Here is a 12,223-nt window from a genome sequence, read left to right on the forward strand (position 1 = left end):
GCTTTGTTCTCTTATAGGAAATTCCGTTGGATTTCCTATAAGAGAAAATAATTATCGCACTGCGGCGGAAAAGAAATATGTCGCTAAAGCGACCCGCCGCAGGCGGAGAATGCGCATGGCGCATTCTTTTTTATTTGGATCAACAGATGAAAGTCAGAACATACTGGCCTTCATCGGCTGCCTTCTGGTAGAATTCTTTCAGGAACACAAAATATTCCCACACATAAGTGAAAAATTCTTCCTCGTCTTCCTCTGCCATAACAGGGTAGATATTATGTTCAATCATGCTCTGCAGGTTGAATTTTTCATGGAATTTCTCTTTATCCCATTCTTTCAGAGCAGCGGATATCTGAACCACAGTCTCTTTTTCAACTGTCGTGGCAGGACCATAACCCAGGTCATCGTCATTGACCGGATCCTGGCCAAAGATCAGGCAGGTTAAAACGTCATTTTCATTTCCGTCATAGGGACATCCTGTAATCGTGAAATGAATGGCGTGCCAGGTTTTATCAATATCCAGAAGATAATCTTCCATATCACTGTGAAATACAATATCTGCGGTGGAGCCATTTTTAATTTTCCGTAAAGTTTCATCGTCTGCTCTGAAAAAATAACCAGTCATTCCCATAGCGGTCTGTCCTTTCTCTGTACCCGGCCGTGTTTCCGTATCCGGCAGGGCAAATCATTGCAAAATTTTTGTCGGTTCCTGCTTTTATATGTATTATACAGGACAGGCATCTGTAAAACAACAGGTATTTGATTTTGTACATGTAATCTTCCATTTCCTATTGTAAAAATCCCCTGTTTGTGTTAATTTATTGACGAACGGTATTCCGAAAAGAAACTGTATCACTTTGATAGCAGCCATGACAACCGGCAGGGTTTTGTGGCGTTTTGATGAGAAGCCTTTTCCATTTTTGCAGCGTGACAAAGCAGAACAGAAATTGCTTCCATGGGCCCGGCAGTATGGGAACACGGAAGCTAGCAGGCGGGAAATGGAGGCGGATATGCAGATAGGAATTGCAGGTGCCGGAAAAGTAGGGACCACCCTGGGGAAATATGTGAAAGACCACGGTGCATGTGTCACGGGCTTTTACAGCAGAACCGAAGCCAGCGGGCGGGAATCTGCGGAATTTACAGGCACAGAATATTTTAAAACACTGGATTCACTGATGGAAGTAAGCGATACCCTTTTTATTACCACCACAGACGGAGAAATCTCAAAGGTATGGGATTGCATTGCAGGAAAAAATGTGAAAGGAAAAGTCATCTGCCACTTTAGTGGTTCTTTATCAAGTGATATATTTTCAAACTGGGAAGAGACAGGCGCATATGTCTGTTCTGTCCATCCGATTTACGCGTTCAGCAATAAATTCACAGCTTATCAGAATTTAACAGGTGCAGCCTTTGCGGTGGAGGGCTGTCGGACAGCACTGACCAGAATGCAGGAACTTTTTCAACTGCTGCCTAACCGGATCGTGGAAATTTCCACTTCGGAAAAAGTGAAATATCATGCCGCTGCCAGTATTGCCAGCAATCAGGTGGTGGGGCTGATTTCCATGGCGGTGGAGCTTATGAAGGAAGCCGGGATTTCGGAAACATCCGCATACGAGCTGTTAAAGCCCCTGGTGGAAAATAATGTAACATCCATTTTTGAAAAAGCATTGCAGGAAGAAGATACAGGCTGTACCGGACAGAAGGCAGGATACCGCGGATGCGCACAGGCACTGACCGGACCCATTGAGCGCAATGATACCGAAACTGTCCGAAAACATCTGGAACACATGGACAGGCCCCGGTGGGAATCCGCTTACCGGGCAGTGGGGACTGTGGTGACGGAGCTTGCAGAGAAAAAGAATCCGGAGCGCAGTTATGAAACCATGAAACAGATATTAGAAAGCAAGTGAGGAAAGAACCATGAAAAACACAGTTGTAACCATACGGGAAGCCAAAGAACGCGGGGAAAAAGTCACCATGCTGACTGCCTACGACTATTCCATGGCAAAATTAATTGACGAAGCAGACATCAATATGATTCTGGTGGGAGATTCCCTGGGCATGGTCATGCTGGGATACGAAGATACCCTGTCTGTGACCATGGAAGATATGATACATCACACCAGAGCAGTGGCCCGGGGCGCAAAAAATGCACTGGTTGTGGCAGACATGCCTTTTATGTCTTACCAGACCTCAGTGTATGATGCGGTATGCAATGCGGGAAGACTGATGAAAGAAGGCCGGGCACAGGCGGTTAAGCTGGAGGGAGGCCGGGAATTTGCAGATCATATCCGGGCCATTACCAACGCGTCCATTCCGGTAGTTGCCCATCTGGGGCTGACACCTCAGTCTTTAAATGCATTCGGCGGATTTAAGGTACAGGGCAAATCAGAAGCGGCAGCCAGAAAACTTCTGGAAGATGCTCTGATTGTGGAAGAAGCCGGGGCAGTGGCTGTGGTACTGGAATGCGTACCGGCAAAACTGGCCGGACTGGTGACAGAGAAACTCCATGTTCCCACCATTGGAATCGGCGCAGGCCCGGACTGCGACGGACAGGTACTGGTTTATCAGGATATGCTTGCCATGTTCGGTGATTTCAGGCCGAAATTCGTCAAACGTTTCGGAGAGGCGGGCACTCTGATGAAAGAGTCTTTCCGGAAATACAGCGAAGAAGTGAAAGCAGGGACTTTCCCCGCACCGGAACATACTTTTAAAATAGATGATGATGTAATAGAAAAACTGTATTAGAGGGAGGAAACCATGCAGATTGTAACAACCATAGAAGAATTACGCTCCATTGTAAAATGGTGGAGAGGAGAAGGCCATTCCGTTGGACTGGTACCCACCATGGGCTACCTCCATGAAGGTCATAAAAGTCTGATTGTGAAAGCAGTCAGCGAGAACGACAGAGTGGTGGTCAGCGATTTTGTAAATCCCACTCAGTTTGGCGTAAATGAAGACCTGTCCAGCTATCCGAGAGATATTAATCGTGACGCGGCCCTCTGTGAAGAAGCCGGGGCAGATGTGATTTTCCATCCGGAACCGGAAGAAATGTATTTTTCCGATAACTGTACGTTTGTGGATATGGACCGTCTGACCAAAGGGCTCTGCGGGAAAACAAGACCCACCCATTTCAGAGGGGTGTGCACCGTGGTGTCCAAACTTTTCAATATTGTAACGCCGGACAGGGCATATTTTGGCCAGAAAGACGCCCAGCAGCTTGCGGTGATCCGCCGGATGGTACGGGATATGAATTTTGGCATTGACATTGTGGGATGCCCCATTGTCCGGGAAGAAGACGGACTTGCCATGAGCTCCCGCAATACTTATCTGAATCCGAAAGAGCGGAAAGCGGCCCTGATCCTTCACAAATCCCTGAGCCTTGGAGAGGAAATGATACAGGCCGGAGAGAAAGATGCTGTAAAAGTAAAAAATGCCATTGTGAAAAATATGAAAACAGAGCCCCTTGCACGAATTGACTATGTGGAACTTGTGGACGGGGAAACTCTGGAGCCGGTGGAGACCATTGAAGGCCCCATTCTGGCAGCTACAGCAGTCTATATTGGAAAAACAAGGCTGATTGACAACTTCAGTTATCATTCAGTTTTCTGAATATCACAGCAATCAGTATGCTGAAAAAGGAGAGCAACCATGTATTTTAAAATGTTAAAAGGAAAAATCCATCGGGCAGTGGTAAAACAGGCGGAACTGAACTATGTGGGAAGTATCACAGTTGATCCTGAGCTTCTTAAGGCGGCCGGAATTCTGGAATATGAAAATGTACAGATTGTGGACATTGAGAACGGAAACCGTTTTGAGACCTATACCATTATGGGAGAGCCGGGCAGCGGTATGATCTGCCTGAACGGGGCCGCAGCCAGACAGGTACAGACCGGGGACCATATTATCATCATGGCCTATGCCCAGATGACGCCGGAGGAAGCAAAGGAATTCCGGCCGCAGGTGGTGTTTGTGGATGAAGAGAATAAAATTTCCAGAATTACCACATACGAAAAACACGGACAGATTTCCTGACAGTAAAAAAGAGAAAGGACATCCAATATGTTAAAAGGAAAAACCGTATTGCTGGGGGTGACAGGGGGGATAGCGGCATACAAAATGCCAAACGTGGCCAGAATGCTGAAAAAGCTCCACTGCAATGTCCATGTACTGATGACAGTGAATGCTGCCAACTTTATCACCGCCACCACATTTGAGACTCTGACCGGTAACAAATGTCTGACTGATACCTTTGACCGGAATTTTGAATTTTCCGTGGAACATGTGGCGCTGGCCAAACAGGCGGATCTGGTTCTGGTGGCTCCGGCCACGGCAAACGTAATCGGAAAGGTCGCAAACGGTATTGCAGACGACATGCTGACCACAACGGTAATGGCCTGCACCTGTAAAATTCTGGTGGCTCCGGCCATGAACCATAACATGTACCGCAATCCCATTGTTCAGGATAATCTGGCAAAACTGGAACGGTTCGGTTACGAAATCATTCCTCCTGATACAGGTATGCTGGCAAACGGCGATATCGGAGAGGGGAAACTGCCTTCTGAGGAGGTGCTGGTGGGGTATGTTCTGAAAGAACTGGCTTATCCAAAAGACCTGGCCGGACAGAAAGTGCTGGTCACCGCCGGAGCCACACAGGAGGCCATTGACCCGGTGCGTTATATCACCAATCATTCCACTGGAAAAATGGGATATGCTCTGGCCAGGACAGCCATGTTAAGAGGAGCCAGGGTAACGCTGGTAACCGGGGTCGCGGGACTGGAGCCCCCCATGTTCGTGGAGACAGTTCATGTGGTATCTGCAGAGGAAATGTATCAGGAAGTAATCAGCCGGGCGCCTCAGATGGATGTGGTTATCAAGGCTGCAGCAGTGGCAGATTACCGGCCCGCAGAGGTGGCAGAAGACAAGATTAAGAAATCAGAGGGCACATCATCCATTATTCTGGAGCGGACAGCAGACATCCTGGCGGAGCTGGGAAGGATGAAACAGGAAGGGGATTTCCGCGGCATACTGTGCGGATTTTCCATGGAAACCAGAGATCTGGAGGAAAATTCCAGAGCAAAGCTGGAGCGGAAACATCTTGACCTGATTGCTGCCAATAACCTGAAAGTGGAGGGAGCAGGATTTGGAACAGATACCAATGTCCTTACCCTGATTACCGGAACAGATACCATCCGGCTGGAGCGAATGAGCAAAGAGGAGGCATCCGGCGAGATTTTAAACCTGATCCGGAATATGCTGCCTGAATAAATTTTTCCGGATTATATGTCGGAAGAACCTGTGAATATTGGAGAATTTTGCCAAAAAAAGTTTACAAAATATACATTTTTTGTTAATGCTGTCTATAGATTTGTTGGTTATACTATAAAAAAGACAGAAATGTTGTAAAACAGCAACAAAGGCGGAAAATGTATGGGTAAACAGATAAAAAGAACTTTCATTTTAAAATACAGTATATTATTATATCTGACGGCGGCTGCATGGTATCTCCTGACAGCAGGAGAGGGACTTCATGCGGTCGTTTCTTTTTTCAAAAATCTGGAAACAGTGCAGACCTCAGAATTCCCTGCCGGTATGCAGTTTCGGTATGAGAAAGAATTTCAGGATACCCTGAACCGTTACGGAATGTTCTGCTCCCTGTACCAGGCAGAATATTCCACTCCGGTGCCGGGACTGGAATCCACGGATATTCTGGGAGAAAGCTGTAATCAGATGGTTCCCCAGGGAATCTGCGTGGCCGGAGATTATATGCTGGTGACAGCCTATGACAATGGAACCTTTATGGGGAATAAATCAGAAAACAGGCGCAAGGTCAACCCTTCCGTATTGTATGTGCTGTCTGACCGGAATCCGCAGCAGAGGGAACTTCTGACCACGATTGTTCTTCCGGATATCAACCATGTGGGAGGCGTGGCCTTTGACGGTGAAAACATCTGGATTGCAAAAAGTACCGACCGGCAGTGCAGTATAATTTCCTATGATACCATCCGGCGGGCGGCAGAGTCCGGAAAGAGCAGCTACGAACTTACAGAATACGACCAGAATGTCTCCTGCGGCGCAGTGGTCTCCTTTGTGACCTGGCATGAAAACAGACTGTGGGTGGGGACTTATGCAAACCGTGTCAGTGGCATGGGAATGCTCAGAAGCTATACAGTGAACAGGCAGCTTACAGAAGAAGGACAGCGGTTCACACTGGAAAAGCAGGAAGAAATTATAATTCCGGGATTTGCCAACGGAGTTGCTTTTATGGAACAGGGCAATGAAACCTGTATGGCAGTTTCCACCTCCAGAGGAAGGTATTTTAACTCTGACATGTATTTTTATCAGGTAGTGAAAGACCCCTTCACCGGGAGAAATCTTTATCATTGTTATAATTCCTGCGATTTTCCTCCCATGGCAGAAGAGCTGGTGTGTGACGGAGAGAACACATATCTGCTGTTTGAATCCTCCGCCACCTGTTACAGCACCCCGAAATATCTGAAATGCATGTACCCTGTGGACCGAATCTGTGCCTTTTCCAGCAGCAGACTGTTCTGGCAGAACCAGAGGGGAATTTTAAAAGGGGCAGATGGGAGAGCAGAGCAGATCTGTCTCAGGCTTGCCTCAGACCAGCCATATCAGGAGCGGAAATACTGGCAGCAGTATATGGGGCAGGCAGAAGCATGAAAATCTGTACCGGGAGCCATAGATAATGTGGCAGTCTGCCGGTACTGTTTATTGGAAACAACAGGAAAGGAATCTGTGAATGAAAAAATATGCGGTAATTACAGGAGCAAGTTCCGGCATTGGAGCGGAATTTGCAAAAATACTGGCACAGGAGGGATACAGCCTGATACTGGCTGCCCGGAGACAGGAACGCCTGGAGTGTCTGAAAAAGCGTTTAAAAACAGAGTGTGAGATTGTCACAGCCGACCTTGGAAAAAAAGAAGACTGTTACCGGCTGTTTCAGACGGTGAAAGACAAACCGGTGGAAATCTGGATTAATAATGCGGGATTTGGAAATTTCGGCACTTTTAAAACCAGCAGCCTGCAGAAGGAACTGGATATGCTGAATGTAAACGTAAGGGCCCTTCATATTCTGACAAAGCTGGCTCTGGGGAAAATGGTGAAGCAGAACAGCGGGTATATTTTAAACGTGGCTTCCTGTGCGGGACTGATGCCTGCGGGACCTTATATGGCTGCCTACTATGCTTCTAAATCCTATGTGACAAGTCTGACAAGAGCGATTGCAGAGGAACTGCGCAGTGAGAAAAGCCCCGTTTATGCAGGCTGCCTCTGTCCGGGGCCTGTCAACACGGAATTCAATGATGTGGCAAATGTGGAATTTGCTTTGCCTGGAATCAGTGCTGCCAGCTGTGCACGTTATGGCTATGAGCAGATGAAACGGAGAAAAACGGTGATTGTTCCCAAATGTTCCGTGCGGCTGGCAATGACCCTGGGCCGATTTCTGCCCCAGGAGCTGTACATCCGGATAGCGGCCCGTCAGCAGAAAAAGAAAAAATACGGAAGCCGGAAAAAGGCAGGATGTAAACTGCCCTGACAGGAACTTCTGAATGTAATATCTGCCAGGCCGGAGGCTGTCAGAAAAAGGCTGTCATACCGGCGAATGTTTAACGGTTCTGGCAGCCTTTTGCATTGTACAACAGTAAATACTGTTTAAGAATCAGGGATATTAAACAGGAAGTCCCAGTTTCTGGAACAGGACATTCATGGAGGCATATTCCAGAATCAATATCATGCTGCCCTTAATCTGTGTGCCGGAGATACAGAAACTCTCGTCAATAAACAGCACTTTTTTGCCAAGGGAGCTAAAATTGTGGGAAGGGATGGACAGAATATTGCCTACGGTATCAATGTGATCCTGAGGCGGAGTGATATTGATGAAAATATTTGTCATTTTGGCAATGGAATTTACATAAGCGGCAGTGGTGATATTGCCCATTTCCCGCACTACGGATAAATCCATTTCGCTGATATCATCCAGAGAGGCAATCTCTTTCTCATAAAAAGTATTAATCAGTTTTGCTGCAAATTCTTTCTGTATGATTTGCAGCATCATTCCCTGGATATCCCCCTCTAACATAACGGTCAGTCCCAGTGCGTAATTATCCGGGCCGCCCAGATACTGAGAAACGTCGTCGAAATCAAGCAAATGGATGTTGGGAATTTCTATATCTACAAAGGTATTCAGTAAAGTTGCCAGAGCCGTTGCGGCATTGCCGGAACCAATGTTTCCAATTTCAGTCAGTACACTTAACTGCATGTCATCTAATTTGGTAATGTCTGTTACGCCCATAAGAATCTCTCCTTAAATAATTTTTTTCCATTATATCATAAAGTGAGCAAAAAGGAAAAGTTTATATGAAAAAATAGTATGGGATTTCAGGCGGAAAATTCAGCTGTGGAACGTTGTTTTGCAGTTGTTTTTCGTGTATAATGAGAGAAAGAAGAGGAAACAAAAGGGGACGAATATTTCAAAATAAATAAAAATTTGTGAAACAGTTACAGGAAAGAAAGGATAAGTGGTATGGCAATCGAGAACCTGATAGAAAATGTTGACAGTCAGATAGTAAATATCAGAACCAGAAGCCTGGATGTGTCTTTTAATGAATTGTATGATATGTATCTGAATAAAGAACTGATTATATCTCCGGATTATCAGCGTATGTTTCGCTGGGAACCGGAAAAACAATCCCGGTTTATAGAATCGCTGATTCTGGAAATGCCGGTTCCGCCTATATTTGTAATCGAAATAAAAGATGGGGAGTATGAGCTGATTGATGGTTTGCAGAGGATATCCAGTTATCTGCGTTTCAGAGGAGAAAAGCTGGAAGATGAGAGCCAGAAGCCTCTGGTTTTGTGTGGATGCGATATCGTTCCTGAGCTGAATGGTCTGACATTTGAGCTTATACCAAAAGCATTGCAGATAAAAATTAAGAGGAGTTTTGTAAGAATGGAAGTAATCCGGAAGGAGAGCGAACCTTCTCTTAAATATCATATGTTTAAACGGTTAAATACAGGAGGCGAATTGCTGTCTGCACAGGAAATCAGAAATTGTACTGTGAGAATATTGGGTTCTAAAGGAATAGATTTTCTGGAGAAGTGCAGTGAAAATAATGATTTTCGAACAATCGTATCTCGAATCGGAAGCGAAAGAGAACGACTGCAATACAGGCAGGAACTGGTATTGCGCTATCTTGCCATGAAAAATGACCTGGAGAGTTATAAATATCCTGTAACAGAGTATCTTACAGACTATCTGGAGGACATTACTACCGGTAAACGGGAATTTAACTGTGACAGGGAGTGGGATATCTTCTGTAAAACTTCCAGATTTTTTGCTGAAAAATTTGGGGAAGATGCTTTTTCCGGAAAGACGAAAAATGAAATATACAAAAAAGAGTTTGTATTATATTATTTTGACGGAATGTTTGTCTCAGTTGCAAAAATGATTGATGCGTTAATAGAATGCGGGAATTTACCAAAATTAGTTGATAAACTGAATGAGATTAAATTCGGGGAGGAACTGAAATTTTATAATACAGGAAGTGTGAATGGTGTAAAAACAAGGATAAGGATATTTACGGAAGGAGTGCAGGAGATACTTGACAGCTGATGAATTCAGAGCAAATTTAGAAAGCGAGCTTGCCTGGAGACAGGAGGAAATTGCTTTTTTTAAAAATCAGTTAAATTATATTTCAGAGAATGATAAGAGCAGATATCGCAAATCATTGGTATTGATTTTGTATTCTCATCTGGAAGGATACATCAAGCTGAGTTTACAGATGTATGTGCAGTATATCAATTCCTTATCCTTAACCAGGGAAGTGGTAAAAGTTGGTTTAAAGGCTGCTTCCATGAATAAAGAATTTAATGCATATGATAATCTGGACAGAAAATGTGAAATTTTCAGAAGAGAACTTCCGGATGATTCGGGTTTGCACAGGTTTTTCAGACGTGTGGATTTTATGTCACAATACGAGGAATTCATGGGAGAAAATCTGGAGATAGATGACAGTATTATCAACACAGAGTCAAATTTATGGTATGTTGTATTACAGAAAAATCTGTATAAACTGGGACTCCCGGTAGATTTGTTTCAGGAGTATGAGACAGATATTGACGCCCTTGTAAATCGTAGAAATTCTATTGCGCATGGGAATTTTCGTTCCGGTGTTTCAGCAGAAGAGTTTCAGAAATGGGAAAACGGAACAATGGGTGTTTTATCCGGTGTCACAAGATTATTGTATGATTATGCCTGCAATGAAAGGTATAAAAAAGCAGAATAGTATATTGGTTTTAAATAATATGTACTTTATTGTCAGATAAGCAAAGGACAGAAGGGAGGCTGCCATGGAAAAAGATACGCGTCTTGTGAATATTTATATTAAAATACATAATAAACATACCCTGACGGTGGAAGATTTGAAATATCTTGCAAAATACGACCCGGAATGTTTTGAGAAGACATGTAAGAATCTTGTATACCGGCTGCCGGAAACCAGAGAAATTCTGCAGCCTGAGAAAGAAGAACAGCAGCAGGTTCCGGAACCGGTGCCTGTCTTTGAAAAGGCGCCGCCGGACAAACAGCAGATAGAAGCAGTTCTGGCTAATCTGCGCCAGATGGAGCTGAAAGAGCTTCCCATTGAAAAGGTAGATTCGGAACAGGTGAAGGAACTGCTGGGCAGCCTCTATATGGAGATGCTGTTTCCCCATAACGATATTGAGAAATTTTTCAATATGGCAGATTATGAAGAATTCTCCGTATTTAACAAAAAAGCGTGAAATATTTAGTTTAAAAATAAACGTCCTTGACATTTCTGACGATTTACAATTAGAATATGAATGAATAATTCTTGTTTATTAGATTAAAAAACAGAGTCGAATAATGTGAAGTATGATAAAGAAAATAGAGGATATAAAATGAGTAACATTTATGAGCAACTTTTATATACCACATTGAGAATTGAATGTTTCAATGAAAACAATAGTTTATTTTCGATAGGAACAGGATTTTTATTACAGAGACCTGTCGGAAATGATATACATAAAATGTACCTGGTTTCGAATAAGCATGTTTTATGTGAAGCAGAATCTATCGCTATTTCATTTACAAAATTAAAAAATAATAATCCTGATACAGGAAATATAATACGTTTTCCTATCAATAATATTAAAGAAAACATTGTATCTCATCCAGATCCTGATATAGATATAGCTATCTTAGAATGCACAGGGCTTTTTATAATGCTACCTAATCAGTTATATTTTAAGTATGTTTCATATGATATGTTAGCAACATTTAATGAACCTGAATTAAATGTTGCAGAAAATGTATATTTTATTGGGTATCCAGATAATAGATATGATGAAAAAAATAATCTTCCTTTAGTGCGTATGGGCTTGATAGCCAGCCATCCAAAATATGATTATAACGGAAATGCTGTTTTTATTATTGATGCACAAGTGTTTCCAGGATCAAGCGGAAGTCCGGTTTATATTGATTTGTCATACGAAAATTTTAAAAATGGTCAAATAGATTTAACAAGAAAAAACATAAAATTATTAGGTATTGTATCAGCTACTATGATACGAAATAATCAATTAAAGTCCATTCAAACGGGAACTCAATTACTTACAGAAGAAGTTTTGGGCTTAGGTATAGTTTATAAAGCAACGGTCATCAAAGAATTAGTTGATAGTATGCCTACTGATAATTAGTTTTAAAGATGTAAAAGTTCAATCCAGTATATAGTAGTAGTCTAATGTTTAATTTATTGCGCAAAGATATCATAGAGATCGTATCTTGAAAATGATTTTTAGAAGAAAATAGATTTTATTTATCAATAGAGGGTAAATAGCAAAAGAAAGCGAAACTGTCAACAGTCAGAATGAACGGGCTATGCCCGCTGTTGACAGTTTCGCTTTCTTTTGCTTATCTACAGACAAGGAGCGATAGCATAAAATGTTGCCGCTCCCTAAATTATATTTCATCTGTTTCTATTTTTCCATATTCTCTCTCTATTTGTTCCAAATGCTGGATTAATACATATTCAATATAGTTGGTCATAGAACGATGTTCGTTCGTTGCCAGGACACCTATCTTGTCAAATATTTCATCTGACAGGCGCAAGGTAAATACTCTCTTATTGGTTGCCATATCTCTGCCCTCCATTCTGGGGATAAATTTATGATAAACCAATATATA

General features: G+C 43.1%; 14 protein-coding genes. 11 read left to right on the plus strand and 3 right to left on the minus strand.

What is annotated here, in order from left to right; genetic code table 11:
* Positions 1-139: 139 nt before the first annotated feature.
* Positions 140-628, minus strand: a complete 489-nt coding sequence (locus C805_RS10855) for a YfbM family protein (protein WP_016213876.1) — start codon at positions 626-628, stop codon at positions 140-142.
* 238 nt (positions 629-866) lie between these two features.
* Here C805_RS10855 and C805_RS10860 point away from each other — a divergent pair, with 238 nt between their 5' ends.
* From C805_RS10860 to C805_RS10890, 7 genes are all read left to right on the plus strand, one after another.
* The gene (locus C805_RS10860) at positions 867-1,907 is read left to right on the plus strand and encodes a Rossmann-like and DUF2520 domain-containing protein (RefSeq protein ID WP_022750968.1); all 1,041 of its coding nucleotides are present in this window, start codon (positions 867-869) and stop codon (positions 1,905-1,907) included.
* Between the two features lie 10 nt (positions 1,908-1,917).
* Positions 1,918-2,745 (plus strand): 3-methyl-2-oxobutanoate hydroxymethyltransferase, encoded by an 828-nt coding sequence (gene panB, locus C805_RS10865; protein WP_016213878.1) that lies wholly within the window; start codon positions 1,918-1,920, stop codon positions 2,743-2,745.
* Positions 2,746-2,757: 12 nt separating this feature from the next.
* On the plus strand, positions 2,758-3,609 hold the full coding sequence (gene panC / locus C805_RS10870; RefSeq protein ID WP_016213879.1) for a pantoate--beta-alanine ligase: 852 nt from the start codon (positions 2,758-2,760) through the stop codon (positions 3,607-3,609).
* Positions 3,610-3,648: 39 nt separating this feature from the next.
* Positions 3,649-4,032: an aspartate 1-decarboxylase gene (gene panD / locus C805_RS10875; RefSeq protein ID WP_016213880.1), complete on the plus strand. Its 384-nt coding sequence runs from the start codon at positions 3,649-3,651 to the stop codon at positions 4,030-4,032.
* A gap of 27 nt (positions 4,033-4,059) precedes the next feature.
* Positions 4,060-5,265 carry a bifunctional phosphopantothenoylcysteine decarboxylase/phosphopantothenate--cysteine ligase CoaBC gene (gene coaBC, locus C805_RS10880; protein WP_016213881.1) on the plus strand — a complete coding sequence of 402 codons (1,206 nt, stop codon included), beginning with the start codon at positions 4,060-4,062 and terminating at the stop codon, positions 5,263-5,265.
* A 162-nt stretch (positions 5,266-5,427) separates the two neighbouring features.
* The gene (locus C805_RS10885; RefSeq protein ID WP_016213882.1) at positions 5,428-6,681 is read left to right on the plus strand and encodes a hypothetical protein; all 1,254 of its coding nucleotides are present in this window, start codon (positions 5,428-5,430) and stop codon (positions 6,679-6,681) included.
* Between the two features lie 79 nt (positions 6,682-6,760).
* Positions 6,761-7,555, plus strand: a complete 795-nt coding sequence (locus tag C805_RS10890) for an SDR family NAD(P)-dependent oxidoreductase (RefSeq protein WP_016213883.1) — start codon at positions 6,761-6,763, stop codon at positions 7,553-7,555.
* Between the two features lie 132 nt (positions 7,556-7,687).
* Here the strand turns inward: C805_RS10890 and C805_RS10895 are convergent, their stop codons facing one another.
* Positions 7,688-8,311 (minus strand): chemotaxis protein CheC, encoded by a 624-nt coding sequence (locus C805_RS10895; RefSeq protein ID WP_016213884.1) that lies wholly within the window; start codon positions 8,309-8,311, stop codon positions 7,688-7,690.
* 231 nt (positions 8,312-8,542) lie between these two features.
* On the opposite strand from C805_RS10895, the gene C805_RS10900 reads away from it, so the two are divergent.
* From C805_RS10900 to C805_RS10915, 4 genes are all read left to right on the plus strand, one after another.
* On the plus strand, positions 8,543-9,631 hold the full coding sequence (locus C805_RS10900; RefSeq protein ID WP_016213885.1) for a DUF262 domain-containing protein: 1,089 nt from the start codon (positions 8,543-8,545) through the stop codon (positions 9,629-9,631).
* Entirely contained in the window at positions 9,621-10,304 is a 684-nt protein-coding gene (locus C805_RS10905; protein WP_016213886.1) for an MAE_28990/MAE_18760 family HEPN-like nuclease, read from the plus strand. The genes C805_RS10900 and C805_RS10905 overlap by 11 nt, the downstream gene beginning before the upstream one ends.
* A 64-nt stretch (positions 10,305-10,368) precedes the next feature.
* Entirely contained in the window at positions 10,369-10,800 is a 432-nt protein-coding gene (locus C805_RS10910; RefSeq protein ID WP_016213887.1) for a hypothetical protein, read from the plus strand.
* A 138-nt stretch (positions 10,801-10,938) separates the two neighbouring features.
* Complete coding sequence (locus C805_RS10915; protein WP_016213888.1) at positions 10,939-11,736, plus strand: S1 family peptidase; 798 nt, start codon at positions 10,939-10,941, stop codon at positions 11,734-11,736.
* 262 nt (positions 11,737-11,998) lie between these two features.
* Here C805_RS10915 and C805_RS26650 read toward each other — a convergent pair whose 3' ends face one another.
* Positions 11,999-12,175 carry a hypothetical protein gene (locus tag C805_RS26650; protein WP_016213889.1) on the minus strand — a complete coding sequence of 59 codons (177 nt, stop codon included), beginning with the start codon at positions 12,173-12,175 and terminating at the stop codon, positions 11,999-12,001.
* Between the last annotated feature and the right edge of the window lie 48 nt (positions 12,176-12,223).

The organism is Eubacterium sp. 14-2 (genome assembly GCF_000403845.2).
Taxonomy (GTDB): Bacteria; Bacillota; Clostridia; order Lachnospirales; family Lachnospiraceae; genus Petralouisia.

Excerpts from the sequence above, each read along its gene's own strand:
- C805_RS10895 (WP_016213884.1), bottom strand. The coding sequence starts at position 8,311 with ATGGGCGTAACAGACATTACCAAATTAGATGACATGCAGTTAAGTGTA.
- C805_RS10860 (WP_022750968.1), top strand. The coding sequence starts at position 867 with ATGACAACCGGCAGGGTTTTGTGGCGTTTTGATGAGAAGCCTTTTCCA.
- C805_RS10890 (WP_016213883.1), top strand. The coding sequence starts at position 6,761 with ATGAAAAAATATGCGGTAATTACAGGAGCAAGTTCCGGCATTGGAGCG.
- C805_RS10885 (WP_016213882.1), top strand. The coding sequence starts at position 5,428 with ATGGGTAAACAGATAAAAAGAACTTTCATTTTAAAATACAGTATATTA.
- C805_RS10910 (WP_016213887.1), top strand. The coding sequence starts at position 10,369 with ATGGAAAAAGATACGCGTCTTGTGAATATTTATATTAAAATACATAAT.
- coaBC (WP_016213881.1), top strand. The coding sequence starts at position 4,060 with ATGTTAAAAGGAAAAACCGTATTGCTGGGGGTGACAGGGGGGATAGCG.
- panB (WP_016213878.1), top strand. The coding sequence starts at position 1,918 with ATGAAAAACACAGTTGTAACCATACGGGAAGCCAAAGAACGCGGGGAA.
- panD (WP_016213880.1), top strand. The coding sequence starts at position 3,649 with ATGTATTTTAAAATGTTAAAAGGAAAAATCCATCGGGCAGTGGTAAAA.
- C805_RS10900 (WP_016213885.1), top strand. The coding sequence starts at position 8,543 with ATGGCAATCGAGAACCTGATAGAAAATGTTGACAGTCAGATAGTAAAT.
- panC (WP_016213879.1), top strand. The coding sequence starts at position 2,758 with ATGCAGATTGTAACAACCATAGAAGAATTACGCTCCATTGTAAAATGG.
- C805_RS10915 (WP_016213888.1), top strand. The coding sequence starts at position 10,939 with ATGAGTAACATTTATGAGCAACTTTTATATACCACATTGAGAATTGAA.
- C805_RS10855 (WP_016213876.1), bottom strand. The coding sequence starts at position 628 with ATGGGAATGACTGGTTATTTTTTCAGAGCAGACGATGAAACTTTACGG.
- C805_RS26650 (WP_016213889.1), bottom strand. The coding sequence starts at position 12,175 with ATGGCAACCAATAAGAGAGTATTTACCTTGCGCCTGTCAGATGAAATA.